The organism is Arthrobacter sp. 9E16 (genome assembly GCF_002929435.1).
Classification (GTDB): domain Bacteria; phylum Actinomycetota; class Actinomycetes; order Actinomycetales; family Micrococcaceae; genus Arthrobacter_B; species Arthrobacter_B sunyaminii.
Genome location: NZ_PJIU01000001.1, coordinates 957,672 through 976,052 on the forward strand (window position 1 = coordinate 957,672; position 18,381 = coordinate 976,052).

Annotated in this window: 18 protein-coding genes; 6 read left to right on the top strand and 12 right to left on the bottom strand. The window is 65.3% G+C overall.

Annotated elements, in window-relative coordinates:
* Nucleotides 1–22: 22 nt before the first annotated feature.
* From lhgO to CXR00_RS04610, 7 genes are read right to left on the bottom strand one after another with little or no spacing between them, the layout of a single operon-like run.
* On the bottom strand, nt 23–1,219 hold the full coding sequence (gene lhgO / locus CXR00_RS04580; RefSeq protein WP_104053296.1) for an L-2-hydroxyglutarate oxidase: 1,197 nt from the start codon (nt 1,217–1,219) through the stop codon (nt 23–25).
* Complete coding sequence (locus CXR00_RS04585; protein ID WP_258060267.1) at nt 1,220–2,107, bottom strand: fumarylacetoacetate hydrolase family protein; 888 nt, start codon at nt 2,105–2,107, stop codon at nt 1,220–1,222.
* A 47-nt stretch (nt 2,108–2,154) separates the two neighbouring features.
* Nucleotides 2,155–2,928, bottom strand: coding sequence for an SDR family oxidoreductase (locus CXR00_RS04590; protein WP_104053297.1), 774 nt, complete (start codon nt 2,926–2,928; stop codon nt 2,155–2,157).
* Nucleotides 2,928–3,833, bottom strand: coding sequence for a dihydrodipicolinate synthase family protein (locus CXR00_RS04595; protein WP_104053298.1), 906 nt, complete (start codon nt 3,831–3,833; stop codon nt 2,928–2,930). The genes CXR00_RS04590 and CXR00_RS04595 overlap by 1 nt, the downstream gene beginning before the upstream one ends.
* A gap of 37 nt (nt 3,834–3,870) precedes the next feature.
* Nucleotides 3,871–6,066 carry a TRAP transporter fused permease subunit gene (locus CXR00_RS04600; protein ID WP_104053299.1) on the bottom strand — a complete coding sequence of 732 codons (2,196 nt, stop codon included), beginning with the start codon at nt 6,064–6,066 and terminating at the stop codon, nt 3,871–3,873.
* The gene (locus CXR00_RS04605) at nt 6,063–6,578 is read right to left on the bottom strand and encodes a hypothetical protein (RefSeq protein ID WP_104053300.1); all 516 of its coding nucleotides are present in this window, start codon (nt 6,576–6,578) and stop codon (nt 6,063–6,065) included. Before CXR00_RS04605 ends, CXR00_RS04600 begins: the two co-directional genes overlap by 4 nt.
* Nucleotides 6,579–6,583: 5 nt before the next feature.
* Nucleotides 6,584–7,582, bottom strand: coding sequence for a TAXI family TRAP transporter solute-binding subunit (locus tag CXR00_RS04610; RefSeq protein ID WP_104053301.1), 999 nt, complete (start codon nt 7,580–7,582; stop codon nt 6,584–6,586).
* A 218-nt stretch (nt 7,583–7,800) separates the two neighbouring features.
* On the opposite strand from CXR00_RS04610, the gene CXR00_RS04615 reads away from it, so the two are divergent.
* The gene (locus CXR00_RS04615; protein WP_146068447.1) at nt 7,801–9,333 is read left to right on the top strand and encodes a S10 family peptidase; all 1,533 of its coding nucleotides are present in this window, start codon (nt 7,801–7,803) and stop codon (nt 9,331–9,333) included.
* 51 nt (nt 9,334–9,384) lie between these two features.
* Here the strand turns inward: CXR00_RS04615 and CXR00_RS04620 are convergent, their stop codons facing one another.
* On the bottom strand, nt 9,385–9,885 hold the full coding sequence (locus tag CXR00_RS04620; protein WP_104053302.1) for a DUF456 domain-containing protein: 501 nt from the start codon (nt 9,883–9,885) through the stop codon (nt 9,385–9,387).
* A 258-nt stretch (nt 9,886–10,143) separates the two neighbouring features.
* On the opposite strand from CXR00_RS04620, the gene CXR00_RS04625 reads away from it, so the two are divergent.
* Nucleotides 10,144–11,154 carry a YrzE family protein gene (locus CXR00_RS04625; RefSeq protein ID WP_104053303.1) on the top strand — a complete coding sequence of 337 codons (1,011 nt, stop codon included), beginning with the start codon at nt 10,144–10,146 and terminating at the stop codon, nt 11,152–11,154.
* 94 nt (nt 11,155–11,248) lie between these two features.
* On the opposite strand, the gene CXR00_RS04630 is transcribed toward CXR00_RS04625, so the two are convergent.
* Nucleotides 11,249–12,157, bottom strand: a complete 909-nt coding sequence (locus CXR00_RS04630; RefSeq protein ID WP_181032471.1) for an SDR family oxidoreductase — start codon at nt 12,155–12,157, stop codon at nt 11,249–11,251.
* Nucleotides 12,158–12,431: 274 nt separating this feature from the next.
* Nucleotides 12,432–13,637, bottom strand: a complete 1,206-nt coding sequence (locus tag CXR00_RS04635; RefSeq protein WP_104053305.1) for a multidrug effflux MFS transporter — start codon at nt 13,635–13,637, stop codon at nt 12,432–12,434.
* Nucleotides 13,638–13,745: 108 nt separating this feature from the next.
* On the opposite strand from CXR00_RS04635, the gene CXR00_RS04640 reads away from it, so the two are divergent.
* A complete protein-coding gene (locus CXR00_RS04640) occupies nt 13,746–14,192 on the top strand; it encodes a universal stress protein (protein ID WP_104053306.1) in 447 nt (148 codons plus the stop codon).
* Between the two features lie 24 nt (nt 14,193–14,216).
* Here CXR00_RS04640 and CXR00_RS04645 read toward each other — a convergent pair whose 3' ends face one another.
* Nucleotides 14,217–15,740: an MFS transporter gene (locus tag CXR00_RS04645; RefSeq protein ID WP_258060268.1), complete on the bottom strand. Its 1,524-nt coding sequence runs from the start codon at nt 15,738–15,740 to the stop codon at nt 14,217–14,219.
* Nucleotides 15,741–15,868: 128 nt separating this feature from the next.
* Between CXR00_RS04645 and CXR00_RS04650 the strand changes: the two genes are divergently transcribed.
* From CXR00_RS04650 to CXR00_RS04660, 3 genes are read left to right on the top strand one after another with little or no spacing between them, the layout of a single operon-like run.
* Nucleotides 15,869–16,441 carry a TetR/AcrR family transcriptional regulator gene (locus CXR00_RS04650; protein ID WP_104053307.1) on the top strand — a complete coding sequence of 191 codons (573 nt, stop codon included), beginning with the start codon at nt 15,869–15,871 and terminating at the stop codon, nt 16,439–16,441.
* Nucleotides 16,442–16,460: 19 nt separating this feature from the next.
* Nucleotides 16,461–16,928: a ribonuclease E activity regulator RraA gene (gene rraA / locus CXR00_RS04655; RefSeq protein ID WP_104053308.1), complete on the top strand. Its 468-nt coding sequence runs from the start codon at nt 16,461–16,463 to the stop codon at nt 16,926–16,928.
* A gap of 8 nt (nt 16,929–16,936) precedes the next feature.
* On the top strand, nt 16,937–17,521 hold the full coding sequence (locus CXR00_RS04660; RefSeq protein ID WP_104053309.1) for a dienelactone hydrolase family protein: 585 nt from the start codon (nt 16,937–16,939) through the stop codon (nt 17,519–17,521).
* On the opposite strand, the gene CXR00_RS04665 is transcribed toward CXR00_RS04660, so the two are convergent.
* Nucleotides 17,518–18,363, bottom strand: a complete 846-nt coding sequence (locus CXR00_RS04665) for a CoA ester lyase (protein WP_104053310.1) — start codon at nt 18,361–18,363, stop codon at nt 17,518–17,520. The genes CXR00_RS04660 and CXR00_RS04665 overlap by 4 nt on opposite strands.
* Nucleotides 18,364–18,381 lie beyond the last annotated feature (18 nt).

Sequence of the window (18,381 nt, forward strand, 5' to 3'; positions counted from 1 at the left end):
GGAAGAGTAATCAGCATACTTACTATTGAATTCCGGTGAGTTCATTGGCGATCAGGCGGCCAATTTCCAGCGCTGCCGTGGCCGCCGGAGACGGTGCATTGAGCACGTGAATCTGCCGGGGCGCCCGCTCATACAAAAAGTCATCCACCAGGGTTCCGTCCCGCCGCATGGCCTGTGCCCGCACCCCGGCATGTGCCGGCACGAGGCAGTCATCCGGAAGAGCCGGCACCAGTTCGCGCAGTCCGGCAAGGAAGCGTTTCCGTGACAGTGACCGGGCGGTTTCAGAAAGTCCCACCCTCCAGAACTTTGCTCCCAGTTTCCAGAGTCCCGGCCAGGCGGCGCTGTCCAGCACATCCCGCGGGTTGACCGTAAGCCAGGTGTATCCCTCCCGGGCCAGGGCAAAAACGGCATTCGGACCGGCGTGTACGGATCCTGTGGTCATTTTGGTCAGATGGACGCCCAGAAACGGAAAGGCTGGATCCGGCACCGGGTAGATCAGCCCGTTCACCAGATGCTGTGCCTGCGGAGTTAGCTCAAAGTACTCGCCGCGGAACGGGATGATCCGCACGTCGGGCCGGATTCCGGCCAGGCGTGCAACGCGGTCGCTGTGCAACCCCGCGCAGTTCACGAACTGATGGCCCCGGAAGGTTCCGGCATCCGTCTCGACGGTGACCCCGCCGGCGTCGGAATGCACAGCCGACACCTCGGCATTGAGGTAAATTTCTCCCCCGGCCTCCCGGATCAGGCGGACCAGCGCTGCGCAGACGCCCCGGTAATCCACAATCCCGGTGGACTCCACCCGCAGCGCCGCGAGGCATTGGACGTTCGGCTCATAGCCGCGCGCTTCTTCCGGCCCAATGAGACGGCAGGGAACACCGTTCTCCATTCCGCGGCGAAGCAGCTCCTTCAGGGCCGGCAGCTGGCTTTCCCGGGTTGCCACTACGAGCTTTCCCGTGATCCGCACATCCACGCCGTGGGTTTCGGCGAAGCCGCGCATGGAGCTGGCCCCGGCGGCGCCCAGGGCTGCCTTCAGGCTTCCCGGCGTGTAGTACAGCCCGGAGTGGATGACGCCGGAGTTGTTGCCGGTCTGATGCGCCGCCACGGAACTTTCCTTGTCCAGGACCGTCACCCGGTTGCCCCGCCGGGCAAGTTCAAGTGCCGTGGCCAGTCCGACGATCCCGGCGCCGGCTATTACTGCATGGTTTGAGCCCTGTGCCACTTAGGAGCCGCCGGAGCCGGTGACGGGGTTGATGAGCTCCGGAAACCCGCTGATCCGGCATTGCGCAGTATCCCCGGCCCGGATGTGGACGGCGCCCGGTGTGCCGGTGGAAATGATGTCCCCTGGAAACAGGGGCATGACCTTGCTGTGGAAACTGATGAGGAAGGCCGGGTCATAGCGCATATGGGACACCGTGTTGGTGCGCCGCTGCTCTCCGTTCACCACGGTGGAAACCACCAGGTCCCCCAGCGTCCCCTCCCCCACGGCCTCGGCCAGCGGAACAATTTGGGGACCAAAGGAGAAGAACCCCGGAAAGTTCTTGGCGCGGGTGAGGAACCGCGGATTGCGTTCCAGAATGTCTTCCGCCGTCTGGTCCAGCACCGGCACGAGGCCGGCCACGTAGGACAGGGCGTCTTCGGGTTCCACATTGCGGCAGTACCGTCCGATCACCACACCCACTTCCGCCTCCGTGGTGGTGCGTGTGCTCTGTTCCGGCACAGGAATGGCTTCTCCGGGACCAATGACGGTGTGGTCGCCCTTAATAAAGGACGCCGGTTCGTCGGGAACAACTTCCGCAAGGTCAGAAGCATGTTCCAGATAGTTCAAACCGATGCCCCAGATGAGCCGCGGATGACGGTAGGGTGCGCCGTAGGTGACGGACCCGGGATTGGTGAAGACGGCGTCGTCCGCTTTCTCCGCCGCGTCCTCCAGGTCCCCGAGCAGTCCGTTGTTCAGGACTGCCAGGAGATCACCGGTGAATCCCGGCAGCAGGTCGCGGACCAATGCCGTGCCGCGCCGTGGATGGACGACGGCGGGCGCTTCCACCGGGTTTTCCGGGCTGGAGCTGCCCTCATGGATGGAACACAGGCGCAGGATACGGGGAGTCACGGAAACGGTCCTTTCAACAGTGGGCGAAGGCGTCCGGCGGGAACTCTCTAGTAGGAACGGACCAGTCCGCCGTCACACCGGATCTGTTCCCCGGTGACGTAGGACGCGGTGGTTCCGGCGAGGAAGGTGACGACGGCGGCAAACTCCTCCGGGCGACCGTACCGTCCGGCGGGGATCGAGGCTTCGGAAGCTGCGCGGACCTCTTCGGGGGTTTGTCCGGACCGCGCGGCGGCGGCGGAATCCAGGGAGGCAACGCGGTCTGTATCTATCCGCCCGGGAAGCACCATGTTGACTGTCACCCCTTCAGCGGCAACTTCAGCCGCCAGGGTTTTCAGGTAACCGGCGAGGCCGGCCCGGGCCATGTTGGACAGGGCGAGGTTGGGCAGCGGCTGCTGAACTCCGGAGGAGCCCACCGCGATAATCCGCCCCCAGCCGCGGCGGCGCATGCCGGGCAGGACCAGGGAGGTGAGCCGCAGCTGCTGGAGGAGCAGCTGGTTCACGGCCGCGGCTGCCTGCTCGGCCGTCAGCTCCGCGGCAGCACCGGGCGGCGGACCGCCGCTGTTCAGCACCAGCACGTCAACCGGCCCAAACGCCTCCTCCGCCAGCCGGGCCAGCTCCTCCGGGGCACCGCCGTCGTTCAGATCCACCGTCACGCCGACGGCGGATGCCAGGCGGGCAGCCTCCGCCTCCACAACGTCCCTCCTGCGGGCGGCGAGCACCACGTTGGCGCCCTCCTCGCTGAGTGCGCGGGCAATAGCCAGGCCGATCCCGGAACTGGATCCCGGAATGAGCACATTCTTGCCTTTCAACCCAATGTCCATCAGACGACCTCCATTCGAACTGCTGCGAGTTGGGCTTCAATGAGATCGGACAGTTCCGGCGGAAGGGACGGTGCCGGCGGACGGACGGACGCATCGGCAATAATGCCCCGCCGACGCAGCACCTCCTTGCGCAGGGCCAGGCCAACACCGGGCTGGGCTTCGAAATTGGCTAGCGGCAGCCAGGGCGCGAAGGCTGCCCGCGCCTCGTGGAATCCCCCCTTGCGAAAGCCGTCCAGCGCGGCGAGAAGCCCTTCCGGGTGCGAGAACCCGGTCATCGCTCCGGCGGCTCCCGCTGCCAGTTCATCAAGCAGTCCCACTCCGCCCAGGCCGCCGAAGACCGGAATCCGGGTTCCGCGGGTGAGCCTTGCGATGGCAAGGGCCGTGGGAGGAGCCTCTGACTTCACTGCCGTAATGAACGGGCAGCGTTCGACGACGGCGAGGATCTGCTCGGCACGGATATGCACTGATGACGCCACCGGATAATCCTGCAGCACAATTCCGGCACCGGTAGCCTCGTGGATGGCGCTCAGATGGGCGGCGAGGGCCTCGGGGACCGGGCTGTTGACCTGCACCATCAAAGCGGCAAGGCTGCTGCCAGCGGCCCGGGAGGCGGCAACAGCCTGTTCAAGCGCCGGAGCGGTGCTGCGTGCGGAGATTCCCACCACCAGGGGGCATGGCCCGGCGTCCCGGGCAACGGAGCGCACGGTTAGTTCCTGCTCCTCGGAACTCAGTGCGGCACCCTCGCCAAAGACGCCCAGCACCACCATTCCGGCAGCGTTGAGACCCGTGTACAGCTGGACTTCCCGGCGCAGGGATTCAGTGTCCACAGCCAGCGCGGGACCGTAAAAAGGCGTGGCCAGTACGCCCCAGAGTCCGGGAGCCAGCGGGGATACGGACGGGGTCATGAGGCGTCCTTTCGCGTTTTCACGGCAGATCCGGCACTCACGGCGTTTCCGTGGCGGCCGGCGGGACGGGTGAGGGTGCCCGGTGGCTGCCTCGGCGGACGACGGCGGCGGGCGGAGCGGCGCTTCTGTCCGGCAGTTGGTCGGGGGTGTCCCCTGCGCGCCTGCGCAGGCCGACCAGATGCACCAGGACGCCCGCAGCAATAATGCCCAGACCAATACCGATATACATCGGTTCCATAATCAGCATCGGCAGTGAACCAATGCCCAGCAGAACCCGTTCGGGCCAGCGGGCCAGCCCAACGAGCCATCCTCCGGTCGCCACGGCCAGAGCAGCGACGGCCACCAGGGAGACGGCCAGCGCGAGGATAACGGTGGCCGGCCCTCCCTGCATCAGCAGGCCGATACCGGGTCCGGACATCACGAAGATGAAGGGCACCAGGAATGCGGAGAGTGTGTACCGCCAGGTCAGCCACATGGTTTGGATGGGCTTGCCGCCGGTGATCGCTGAGGCCGCGAACGGCGACAGTGCGGTGGGAGGCGAGACCTCGCTCAGGACGGAGTAGTAGAAAATGAACATCGCCGCGGCAAAAGCGGGAACGCCAACGTCCTGCAGTGCCGGACCGATGATGACCCAGGAAATGATGAAGCTGGCGGTCACCGGAACAGCCAGGCCAAGCAGGGTCACTGAAATCGCCGAGAAAACAGCCGTCAGCAGCAGGCTTCCGCCCGCGAAGTCCACAATGATGTTGGCCAGCTTCAGGCCCAGGCCGGTCAGCGTCATCACGCCCACGATCAGTCCGGCGGCGGCCATGACCGGAATGACGGACAGGGCGCCGGTTGCGCCTGCGGACAGGGCGTCCCAGATACGCCGCGGCGTCATCCAGGACTGCCGGTCCAGGAAGCTCAGGACAAAGGCGAGTCCGGTGGCATACACCACCGCCCGGAACGGTGTCATACCCATCATCATGAACACGACAATCGCCACCAGCGAGCTGAAGTGGTAACCGAAGCGCAGCAGGAGCCTGCCGACGGGCTTGACCTCGAAATCGACGGCCTTGGTCTTGAACCGGCGGGCATCCATTTCGATGGCCAGGATGATGCCGAAGTAATAGAGCAGCGTCGGGATCGTGGCCCAGATCAGGACCTGCAGGTAGGACACGCCCAGCAGTGCGGCAATGATGAAGGCAGCTGCTCCAAGGGTGGGCGGAGACATGATGGCACCAATACCGGCCGCTGCCAGGATGGCGCCGCCGTGTTCCTTCGGGTAACCCGCCTTGCGCAGCAGGGGCCATGAAATTCCGCCGAGTGTCACCGTGGTGGCAACTCCGGATCCGGAGACCGTGCCCAGCAGGAAACCGGCCAGGGTCACCGTCCGGCCGGGGCCGGATTTGGACTGGCCGAAGGCCGAGAAGGACAGGTCAATGAAGAATTTGGTGGCGCCGGAGGACGCCAGCACGGCGCCGTAGATGGTGAAGAGGATGATGTACGACGCCGCCACGTCGGTGGGCACGCCAAACAGCCCCTGGGTGCCCATCACGTTGTGGCCCACCAGCCGGATCCAACTGAAGTCCGAGGTGTTGAACGGTGCAGGCACCAGGGTTCCGAAGGACGCGTAGACGAAGAAGACCAGCACTACAAGGGGAACAAGGATGCCCACGGTCCGGCGGGAGGCTTCCAGCGTGACCAGGATAGCGATGATTCCCATGACCAGGTCCAGGTAGGTGGGCGTGATGGCCCGGCGGAAGAATCCGTCCCAGTTGAAGGCGATGTAGACGAAGGGCACCAGCGCTATAACCGCGAGCAGCCAGTCTGCAACCTGCGGGTTGTCGGCCTTTCCTTTCGCCTTGGCCTTTTCCGAGCGCCCCCATCCCCGGTAGACGAGAAAGGTCATCGCCAGTCCCAGGCCCAGGAACATGGGCAGGTAGAACTGGGTGGGCATGGGCCTGAAAACCCAGTACAGGGCAAACAGGGACAGGCCTGCACCGAACGCCTTGATCACCGAGGCGGGGAGTCCGCTGAGCTGGCGGGCCGGTTTCTCGGCCTCGAATTCGGCGATCAGGGCATCTTCGTCAATGATGCTCTCGCGCTCGAGCGGGCTGACGACCTCGTCGCCCGCTTTGCCCAGCTGCTCCGATCTGAGCAGCGGATCTGATGCAGTGGGCGATTCGGAGCTTCCGGCGGCACCCTGGGCCGAAGCTTTGACTGCGCCGCTGCCGCGGGGTCGCTTGATCATTGATTCTCCTTGAGTTCCAGCGTCACGAAGGGATCGCCGTCGTCCACCAGCGTCCACAGTTCCAGCGGCGGCGCCCCGTCCGCATGGACGGTGCGCTGTCCCAGGTCGGTGGCCGCCAGGGACAACCGCGTGAAGGCGGCGGGCCGGGCCGGATCCGGGTCAGCAACCCACTGTCTTCTGTCCGGCGGTTCCGCCGCCACGGGGGCACCGGGCACCGCATAGTATTCCTCCAGCACCGCCATCTGGTCCGCTGCGAGCTGCACCAGCAGATAGCTGGCGTCGGGCCTGACCTCGTAGCGTTCTTCGGCCACGGTGCCGTAAATCGAGTTCCGGTAGCTGACGGCGAAGGAATCCCCGTGAAGGGGAACCTCCGCCAGCCGGCCGCTGTCATTGCTGACGCTCAGCGTCCATTCGACGGATTGCTGCTGGGGCCCGGCGGCCCCGGCAACGCCGGCCAGTCCGGCAGCCGCCGCAACTCCCAGCATCACGACGACGGTGGCCGGCCGGCGCATGAGGGCTAGCTTCCCGCCTGGTCGAAGTAGGTCGCCGCTCCCGGACAGGTGTCTACGTAGGAAACGTCACCGGCTGTGGCGGCGTCCATTTCTTTGGCCGAGGGATGCACTTTTTCGAGTTGCTCAACGTTGTCGAAGAGCGCAGCGGCAATGTCCTGCTGCAGCTGCTCGTCCATCTTGGGGCTGGCAATCAACAGGTTGGGCGAGGCGATGGCCTGGACGGCTTCGGTCTGGCCCTCATAGGTGTTGGCCGGGATTTCTTCGGCCAGGTAATACTCGCCGTAGGTCCCCGCCATGGATTCTGCATACTGCCCGATGGGAAGCAGGACCATATCGCCGTCGCTGGCCAGGTCGATCAGCGCACCGGTGGGCAGTCCGCCGGACCAGAATCCGGCGTCGATGGTTCCGTCCCGCAGGGCTGCCACCGTTTCCGCAACGCCCAGCTGGCGCCGTTCCACGCTGTCCGGGTCAACGCCGGCAGCCTCGAGGATCCGCAGTGCACCAACTTCAGTGGCTGATCCCGGAGCTCCCACTGAAACAACCTTGCCGACAAGCTGCTCCGCGCTGGTAATACCCGTGCCGTCAACGGTGACGGCCTGCAGATAGTTGTTGTAGATGTTGCCCAGTGAACAAATCTCCTGCGGCTTGCCTTCGAACTCTCCAACGCCTTCCACGGCGTCGGAAACCACGTCACCCACCGAAAAGGCGATCTGGGCTGACCCGTTGGCTATCAGCAGCACGTTGTCCACGGAAGCATTGGTTTCCTGGACTGTGGCGTCATAGCCCTCGATGTTCTCGCGGATAGCGGTGGCAAAGCCGCCGCCCAGCGGGTAGTACACACCACCGGTGCCGCCGGTCGCAATGGACAGTGTGCCGCCGCCGCCGTCCGCGCCGGCCCCGGAATCGCCGGACGTATCGGGGCTGCCGCAGGCGGAGAGGAGCAGTGCCGGAGCGATGAGCGCTGCCGTGCCGAGACGCAGCCAGCTCCGTTGGTTCAAAGGCATGGATTCTCCCTGGTTAAGCGCCCCGCGGGCGCGAGTAGATGAGAAGCGTTAAGGATCCTGAAACTGCCGGTGGAACAGGCGCGTGGCCTGCAGCGTTGCAGACCGGCACCTCTGGGGGAGAACCTATCCAAGTCCCCTTGGAAATGTAAGGTGCGTCACATAATCGTGACGTGTACCCTGATCCGGCCCGCAGGTGAGGAACTGGTTAGACTGCTCCAATGCCCCATGACGAGCAGCACCAGGACGCCGGCAATCAGCATCAGAGCCGTGAGAACCCCGGAAACGGCGGAGAGCCGGAAGGAAGGAACCCGAGGGTTACCGATGACTTCACGGTCCGCCGCCATACTCTTCCAACAGGCCTGAAATACACCACCACCGCCGGACGCCTGGTGCTGCGGCGGGAAGAAACCAAGGACGGAAAAGCGGACGGCTTCCTGCCCAAGGCGGAGATTTTCCTCGTCGCCTACACCGCCGATGTGGGCGAACCGGCGGCGGAAGCGCAATCACCTGCCCCGCAGGCCAACCGCCGTCCGGTGGTGTTCGCCTTCAACGGCGGCCCCGGCTCGTCCTCGGTGTGGCTGCACATGGGCCTGCTGGGACCCCGGATGGTTGACTCCGGGGACGTTGGGGCACTGACGCCTCCCCCGTTTGGCTTGGTGGACAACCCGGAAACCATCCTGCAGCACGCGGACCTGGTGATGATCGATCCGGTCAACACGGGGTTTTCCCGGGTGGTGGACGGCAACGAGGCCGCAGAGTTTCACGGCTTTGAAGAGGACCGGGACCTGGTGGCGGAAGTCATCCGGCTCTGGACCACCCGCAACAACCGCTGGCTCAGCCCCAAGTATCTGGTGGGCGAGTCCTACGGGACCCTGCGTGCCGTCGCCGTCGCCGGACGGTTGTTCGATGCCTACGGCCTGGCCGTCAACGGGCTCGGACTGATTTCCACGGTCCTGAACATGGCCACGCTGGATTTTGCTCCGGGCCGCGACACTCCGTACGCACTTCATCTGCCCACGTACGCGGCCATTGCGCACTTCCACGGGCGGCACGGAGACCGGCCGCTGGCTGATGTGGTGGCCGAGGCGGAGGAATTCGCCGGACGGGAGTTCGGCTACGCGCTGACCCAGGGTTCCCGGCTGAGCACGGAAGAGTTCGACGACGTCGTCCGCCGGCTGGCGGACATCACCACCTTGGAGGAGGGGTTTATCCGGCGCACCAACCTGCGGTGGGATTACGCCCAGTTCTCCGCGCAGCTGCTGCGCAACGAGAACCTCGTGGTGGGGCGGATCGACGGCCGGTTCACGGCACCTCCCGCAAACCAGCAGGATTCCATCAACTGGGATGACCCCAGCCTGCAGGCCATCAACGGGCCGTACTCGGCCGCCGTCAACCACTACGTCCGGGCCGAGCTGGGCTACGAAAATGACCTCCCGTATGAAATCCTCACCGGCCGGGTCCAGCCCTGGAGCTACAAGAGCTTCGAAGGGGTTCCCGTGGATGTCACCGGGACGCTCGAACGGCTGCTGGCACACAACCCTCACCTGCGGGTGCATGTGGACTACGGCTACCACGACGGCGCCACGCCCCACTTCGCTGCCGAGTACGTTTGGGCGCACATGCGGCTGACTGATGCGGCTCGGGCACGATTCACGCACCACTATCACGAGGCAGGCCACATGATGTATCTGAAGCCGGAGTGCCGGCTGGACCAGCTCACCGCACTGGCGGAGTTTGTCAGCGCCGGCTAGCCGTATGCGGAGGGCTGGTCAGGGGTTGGTCAGCGGCTGCTCAGCGGTTGGTCAGCGGCTGGCGAAATGCCACCAGATCCCGCCCGCAAACACGGATCCGGCGGCGAAGGCAAGGCCCAGTTCCACCAGGATGCCCAGCCCCATCGCCTTCAGTGCGGCATAGCTGGCTGACCACGCCTCGGGCAGGCTGCGGCGGCGAAAGAACTCACTGAGCAGCAGCCCCGCCACAAACCCCACGATGAGCCCCACTACGGGAATCAGGAACATCCCAACAACACCCACCACCACTCCCGCCAGAACGGAAGTATTGGGGACCTGGCGCTGCTTCAATCTCCTGCCGGTCAGCACCGCGCTGGCGAGCAAACCTGCCAGCGCCAGCACCGCGCCCACTCCGAAGGTCCACCAGGCAGCTGCACTTTGCATGCCTAACGCCCAGCCAAGCAATGCGGCGATGATCAGAATGCTGCCAGGCAGAACCGGAATGATGATTCCGGTGAGACCCACGGCGACGGCAAGGGCGGCAATGACGGTAATGACTATGTCGGGGTCCATTCCTCCAGTGTTTCATTTGGGCGGCAACCCCGAATGCCGACCTGCCGCTGCGGAGTTTTCCCTCCGGTTTGGGATTCTGCTCCGGTTTGGGAAAATCCGCCCGGTCCGCCGCGGCAGGGATTTCCCAAACCGGTCAATTTGTCCCAAAGCGGAGTTCCAGGCGGGCAGTCGGGGATCCAGGGCAAGTGGAGAAAATAGTAAGGATACTTATAAGCTGGCTCTGACAGCCCGATCACTCGATGGCAACAGGAGACACAGATGAGCACGGAACCAGGCAACAACGGCCGGGCCGGAGCCAACAACTCCGGCGACTTCGGAAATTCCACAGGCCCGGACGGCGGACGCCTGCGCGACAGGTCGGACCGATTGGCTCCCGCCGACGAAACCCAGGTCCTGCCCGCGGACAACGGATCCGAGGCACAGAATTCCCCGGCGACCGGGGCAACCGCAGCAACCGGAGCAACCGCAGCCGGGACCCCTGCAACAGGAAGCTCGACGGGGGCTTCCGGCGACAAGACCGACGACGGCGGGCGCACCCAGGCGATGCCGGTGAGCCACACCAAGGATCCCAACGCAGACTATGACGACGGCACCGAATACCGTCCCGGGGACGGCGGACGCCACACCGGCGACGACTCCGGACGCACGGCCGTTCGCAGCACCGAAAACGGCGGTGCCCTGCCCGGCAAGGCCAACCGCGAGGCCCTGCTGGCGATGGAAAAGGAACGTTTTGGGGGCATGAAGTTCGGAGCGGCTTTCTTCGGCTGGCTGACCGCCACCGGAATGGTGGTGCTCCTGTCCGCCCTGGCAGCAGCTATTGGCGCCGCCGTCGACTTCAACACCGACAATGACCTGGGCCAGTCCCTGGACCAGGCGATGGCCAACCAGAGTGCCGGCATCATTGGCACGGTCATTTTGCTGGTGGTGCTGCTGCTGGCTTACTTCGCCGGCGGGTACGTGGCGGGACGGATGGCACGCTTCAACGGCCTCAAGCAGGGTCTGGCCGTTTGGCTCTGGGCCCTCATCGCCGGACTGGTTGTTGTGGTGCTCGGACTGATCTTCGGTGACGACATCCGCAGCATCACCCAACTGAACACGGTGGCGCCGCTGCCCGAGGACCTTGACGGCGCCACCGCGGCAGCCTGGATCGGTGTGGCGGCAACCCTGGCGGCAACGCTGATCGGTGCGCTGCTCGGCGGACTGGCCGGCATGCGCTATCACCGCCGGATTGACCGCGCCGACTACAGCGACACTGACGTCCGCGCCTGATCTGTTCTGACTTTCCGGAGCAGACAAAAGGAACCGGCCCGCACCTTTCGAGGTGCGGGCCGGTTCCTTTTGAGCTAAGCGGGAGGCCTGATCCTTACGGAGTGGGCATGCCGCCGTTGACGTTCAGGGTTTCACCGATGACGTAGCTGGATTCCGGGGACGCCAGGAAGACGTAGGCCGGGGCAAGCTCGGTGGGCTGTCCGGCGCGGCCCAGTGCCGTGTCCTTGCCGAATTCCGGCAGAGCGTCCTTGGGCTGGCCGTCGGAAACCTGCAGCGGCGTCCAGAACGGACCCGGCGCAACGGCGTTCACGCGGATGCCCTTGGGGGCCAGCTGCATCGACAGTCCCTTGGTGAAGTTGTTGATGGCCGCCTTGGTGCTGGCGTAGTCCAGCAGGAACGGCGACGGGCTGTACGCCTGGATGGAGGTGGTGTTGATGATGCTCGATCCGGCCGGCAGATGCGGCAGCGCAGCCTTGGTAATGCGGAAGAACGCGTAGATGTTGGTCTTGAACGTGTCATCCAGCTGCTCGTCGGAGAGGTCTTCAAGATTCTCCACGGCAACCTGCTTGCCCGCGTTGTTCACGAGGATATCCAGGCCGCCGAGGGCTTCCACGGCGTCCGCAACCAGCTGCTTGCAGTACTCCGCGTCCCGCACGTCGCCGGGAAGGGCCACAGCCTTGCGGCCAGCCTCCTCCACTAGGCGCACGATTTCCCGGGCGTCTTCCTCTTCCTCGGGCAGGTAGGCGAGTGCGACGTCGGCGCCTTCACGTGCGTACGCAATGGCAACTGCCGCGCCAATACCTGAGTCGGCGCCGGTGATCAGGGCCTTGCGGCCTTCCAGCCGGCCGGTGCCGCGGTAGGATTCCTCGCCGCGGTCCGTTTTGGGTTCCAGAGTCGCATCCAGGCCAGGCTCGGGCTGATCCTGCTTCGGCGGCGTGATGGTCGGGAAGCGGTCCACGGGGTTCTGGAAGGTGTACTGGTCGCTAGTGTTGCCGTTGGTCATAGAGTTTCCCACTTTCGGTAGGTCATTCTGCATGCGGTACGCCAATCGGGGGCGGACTTTCACCGCCCCAGCAAGAAGCGTAAGTATGCTTACTACCCTATGCCCATGAGGCGGCAGCCCTCAAGTTTGGTCTCGCTGTACGCGGGGGAAGGGATCCGGCGGGTCAGAAGAGCATGCCGAGGAACCCCACGCTGAGGCTGCCCACCAGTGCGATGATGAGGAGCCAGACGATGAGCGTTCGGTACTTGTTCATGGTTCGCATAGTCCGTCGAGTCTACCGACCGGAGGCCGAACGTGTGCGGGTGGCAATCAGTGCAGCCACGGCCACCAGTGCGGACAGCGTCATGATGACCGCCAGCGGCACCGCGGATTCCTCGCCGGCAAGTCCCGTCAGCGGGGAGACCAGTGCCCCGGCAAAGAACTGGCCGCCGCCCAGGACTGCCGATCCGCTGCCCGCGGCGAGGCCCACTTCGGCGAGGGCCAGTGACGTGGTGTTGCCCATGATGAAGCCCACCGAGGTGGCTGCGAAGAAGATGGGTACCGCCAGGAGCAGCGGTGGCGCGGCCGAAACTGACAGCACCAGAACAGCGACGGACATGGTGAGCAGCACGGACACCGCCGCCGTGACCGTCTTCCTCGGCGGTATCCGGCGGGCCAGCCGGGCGGAGACAAATCCGGCACCGACCAGGCCCATGGCGTTCACTCCGAAGGCCAGTCCATAGGCGGACGCCGTCAGTCCCATCAGGTTTTGGTACACAAAGGGCGAGGCCGAGATGTAGGCCATCAGCACACCGAAGGTACTGGCAAAGAGCACGGCATAGCCGAGGAATTTGCGGTTCGCGACCACGCCTGACAGCCCGGCCAGCAGCGGCCCGCTGCTGCGGTGGTGCAAGGGCTGGGATTCCGCCAGCACACCCGCCACACACACGAACATCACCAGTGCCAGCCCGGCAAGCACCCAGAGGACGCCGCGCCAGCCAAGGTGCTCTGCCAACAGCCCGCCCACCGTCGGCGCAACCACCGGCGCCACGCCGCCGATGGTCATGAGCAGGCTGAAGGTGCGTGCCGACGTCGCGCCCGTAGTCAGGTCCGCGACCATGGCGCGCGCAATAACCACTCCTGCCGAAGCGCACAGCCCCTGGAGCAGCCGGCCGGCCACGAGTACGGCCAGATTGGGTGCGAGGGCGCACACCGCCGACGCGACAACAAAGCCTGCGGATCCAAGGAACAGCGGGCGGAAGCGGCCGTACCGGTCCGAGAGCGGGCCGAACACCAGCTGGCCGGCCCCCATGCCGAGAAGGAACGCGGTGAGGGTCAGCTGCACTGCGGTGGCGGACGCCTCGAGCTCATCGGTCATGGCCGGAAAGGAGGGCAGGTAGAGATCGGTGGCAAACGGCCCGGTGGCGGAGAGCAGGGCCAGAACCAGCAACAACCCGGTTGTCATGGCGGTAACCGGCTTGCGGCGAAACGGACTAAACATAGGCCTGATGGTACGTGGCCCCTCCCCCGCGGCTCCATTCAGGTGGAGGATGGCAGCACGGCACCATCCAGCACGCCCAAAGCCAACGTTGAGAAGGACGGATGCACCATGAGCAACGGTGAAGAGGACCGCAAACGCATTGTTGTGGGGGTGGACGGCTCCCGGCTCTCCATTGAAGCGCTCTGGAAGGCCCGGCGCCTGGCCGCAGTGCTGGGGTGCTCCCTGGAGGTGGTGACCGTCTGGGAGTACAGCATTTCCCTGGCCCCGCCGGTTCCCACGGAAGTCTGGTCTCCGCAGACCCAGGCCGAGCTGACACTCAAGGAGGCAGTGGAGGAAGCCTTCGGGGAGGACGTCCCGGCGGATCTCAAGCAGACCGCCCTGGTGGGACTGCCGGTGGAGCTCCTCATCGAAGCCAGCCGCGGGGCGGAAATGCTGGTGGTGGGCAACCGCGGACGCGGCGGCTTTGCGGGACTGCTGCTCGGATCCGTCAGCTCAACGCTGGCGGCTCATGCCCATTGTCCGGTGCTGATCGTTCACCGCGGCGAATCGGCGTAACCGGTACGGATCCTGCCGCAGCACTTAGTGCCCGGCCGGAGCCTTGCGCAACAGCACGCCGGCGCCCGCGGCAGCCACCAGCATGATCACCACGCCGATCAGGGACGTGACACTGACACCCGAATCAAAAGCGGCCTGCGCCGAGTGCAGCAGAGCCGAACCCTGTTCCGGCGGCAGCGCCTGCGCGGCATCGACGGCGCCGCCGAGGGTCTGGCCGGCCGATTCGGCCTGTTCGGCGCTCAGTCCCGCCGGGACCTGCACGCCGTTGCGGTACGCGGCCGTGAGGATGCTGCCGAGCACCGCGGTGCCCAGGACGGAGCCGATCTCATAGGCTGTCTCGGAAATGGCCGAGGCGGACCCGGCGCGGGACGGGGCAACGCTGGCGAGGATCAGGTCATTGGAAATGGTTTCCGCTGCGCCAACTCCGACGCCCAGGAACAGGAAGGCCACCACCAGCTGGAGTACTGTCACGGACTCGCCGGCGAAAAACACCAGAGCGTAGCCGGCGGCATTGAACAGCAGCCCGCCGGCCACCACGTAGGCGGGGCGCAGATGCTTGACGAGCGGCACCACGGCCAGTCCGGTGATGACCGTCAGCACCAGTCCGGGCAGCATGGTCAGGCCCGCTTCGATGGGTGACTGCCCCACCACCAGCTGCAGGTGCTGGGAGAGGAAAAAGATGAAGCCCACCATGGCGAAGAGGCTGAGCAGGTTGGCGCTGATGGACCCGGTGAACACCGGATTGCGGAACAGGCGGACGTCCAGCATCGGCTTCTCGCGGCTCAGCTGCCGGCGCACAAACAAGGTGCCCAGCACCAGGCCGAGGAGGATGAACGGCAGTCCGTGAGCGGCGCCGTCGGACGCGAAGGACTTGATGCCGTAGGTGATGGCCAGCATGGCACCCATGACCAGCACGACGCCGGGCACGTCCACGGCTCCCGGGCTCGGATCCTTGGATTCAGGCAGCAGGATGGGTCCGAAGACCAGCAGCGGAAGCAGCACCGGAATGGACAGCAGGAACACCGAGCCCCACCAGTAGTTCTCCAGCAGCACTCCGCCCACGATCGGGCCCAGGGCGGCCCCTCCGGAGAACCCCGCAGCCCAGATGGCCACCGCAACGCGCCGCTGGGACGGAACCGTGAAGATGTTCCGGATCAGGGACAGCGTGGCAGGCATCAGCATGGCACCGAAAACACCCATGAGGGCGCGGGCCAGGATCAGCATGGAGGCCGAGGGTGCAAACGCCGCGACCAGTGACATGACGCCGAAACCTACGCTGCCGATCATCAGCACCCGGCGGCGGCCGATCCGGTCCCCCAGGCTGCCCATCGGGACCAGCAGTCCCGCCAGCACCAGCGCGTAGATGTCCACAATCCAGAGCAGCTGCGTGCCGCTGGGCGCCAGGGCACGGGACAGTGACGGGATGGCGAAGCTGAGGACGTTGTTGTCGATGGAGATCAGCAGCACTGGCAGCATCAGGACTGCAAGTCCCCACCATTCGCGCTTTCCTGCACGCGTGATAGCGGGCCTTTCCTGAACGGCCGTCACGGCGTCCTCCTTCTAAAAGTCGTGGGGGGATTTTGGGCAGAGATAGGCCCGGCAAGCTACTGTACCGTCTAGACTGTACAGTTCTCAAATTGCGACTGCTTTCCGGTGTGATGGCGTAGCGTAAAAGCATGTCCAACACTCGTCCTGCCCGGGACCGCATCCTTGATGCCTACGAGGAGCTGCTCATCAATGAAGGCCCACGCGGCGCCACCCTCGATGCCGTGGTTGCACGCGCCGAAGTCTCGAAGGGCGGGCTGCTCTATCACTTCAAGAACAAGGAAGCGATGGCCGCGGCCCTCATCGCCCGCCTCGAGGAACTCGCCGCGGCCGACCTTGTGAGGATGCGCGCCGACCCGGAAGGCCCGTCGCGGTACCTGGTCCGGGAGTCCGTTTATGTTGGCAGTGCCTTGGACCGCGCGCTGATCGGCGTCGTCCGTCTTGCCCAGGCCTCCGATCCGGATGCCTCAGCGGTGCTGGAACGGATCCACCGCAGCTGGATGGATCTGGTCCTCGAGGAAGTAGGCCATCCGGCCATTGCCCGTGCCATTGTCCTGCTCGGCGACGGACTCTATTACAACGAGGGCCTGCCGGGCGGCTGGCCGCGGGACCAGGACTCTTCCGCTGCCCAGTCAGTGGCCGACCTGCTGGAGGTTGTGGATGTCCTGAAGGCGCATGCCGCCAGTGTTCCGCAGAACCGTTAACTCGTGCCACAGTGGTCCCATGGAAATCAGCACAGCAGACCTCTATGACCAGCACGGTGAGTCTTTGGCTTCCGTCTCCCTGCAGTTCCAGGACCTCGGAGGGCACCTGTCCTTCACCGGCCCGGTCCGCACGATCCGCTGCCGTGAGGACAACGGCCTGGTGAAGTCCGTCCTCAACTCGCCCGGCAATGGTGCCGTGCTGGTGGTGGACGGCGCAGGATCCCTCAACAGTGCCCTCATGGGAGACATGATTGCCGAGGCCGCCGTTGCCAACGGCTGGGCCGGCGTTGTCATCAACGGACCCATCAGGGACCGCGCCGCCGTGGCCAAGCTGCCCCTGGGCGTGAAGGCGCTCGGCTCCAACCCGCGCAAGAGCGCCAAGGATTCTGTTGGCGAAGTGGACGTGCCCGTAGAGTTCGGCGGTGTCACCTTCCGTCCCGGCGCCACGCTGTACGCCGACGAGGATGGAATCCTCGTCGAACGCTAGGAGCCGGCATGGCCAACATCCTGCTGTTCCATCACGCCCAGGGCCTTACTCCGGGCATGGACGCCTTTGCCGGGGTTCTGCGCGATGCCGGACATACGGTGACCGTGCCGGACCTCTACAACGGGCAGAACTTTGCCGAGCTTGCAGACGGCCTGAACTACCTCAGCGAAATCGGCATGGACACAGTGGTGGAGCAGAGCGTGGCCATCGCTGAACGCTTCCCGCCGGAGATGGTCTACATCGGCTTCTCTTTGGGTGTGATGGCGGCCCAGCGCCTGGCACAGACCCGGCCGGGTGCCCGGGGCGCCGTGCTGATCAGCGGCTGCCTTCCGCTGGGCACTTACGGTGACACGTGGCCGGCAGGAGTGCCCGTGCAGATCCACGGGATGGACGCCGACGAGGAGTTTGTTGACTCCGGCGATTTGGACGCCGCCCAGAATCTGGCCGCGTCCACCGACGACGCCGAGCTGTTCCTCTACCCCGGCGCCTCACACCTGTTCGCGGACATCAGCCTGGCCGACTATGACCCGGATCAGGCCTTTGCCCTCACCCGCACAGTGCTCCAGATGCTGCGCAGGGTGGATGAAGGCTAGGCGTTCCAGAGTCCGTAGGAGTCAGCCAGCGAGGAGATCTTCTGGGCGCGCGCCAGTCGCGGCAGGTAGGAACCGTCGCCCACGACGGCACCTGCAGCGTGCGCCTCGAGCAGCTCATGCGCCCACGTGATCTCGGATTCGCTCGGCGAAAGTCCGTGGTTGATGAAGTCCGCGGCCTCGGGCATCAGGCACAGCTTGCCCGTCATACCCATGGACTGCGTGACCTTGCAGGCATCCAGCAGTTTATCGCCCAGGGCACCAACCGTGGGGCCGTCGATCGGGCCGGGAAGCTGCCCCACGCGGGAAGCCACCACCAGCTTGGAACGGGCGTAGGCCAGAGCCATGGGATCGTCGGAGGCACCGGTGTCGCGGCGGAAGTCGCCCACACCGAAGGCCAGGCGGAAGGTGCCGGGAGCCGAAGCAATCGCCGTCGCGTTTTCAATGCCAAGTGCGGACTCCACCAGGGCCAACACCGGGGTGCCGGCCTGCAAGCGCATGGCCGTGTGGGTGACCTGCTCAGGCTTTTCGGTCATCGCCAGCATGACGCCGCGCAGTCCCGGAGCCTTGGACAGCGCCGCGAGGTCATCGGCCCAGTAATCCGTTTCGATGCCGTTCACGCGCACCCAGGCGGTCATTCCGGTGGACAGCGCCTCCACAACGCGCTCACGGGCCTCAGCCTTGCCGGCCGCGGGTACCGCGTCCTCCATGTCGAACACCACGGAGTCCGCTTCCGACGCGAGCGCCGGCCCAAAATTCGCTTCATCGGCAGCCGATGCCAGAAGCCAGGAACGGGAAAGTTTTGCAGGCAGCGACGCAGCGCGGCTGTTACGAAAAGGAGCCATACCTAGACCCTACTTTCC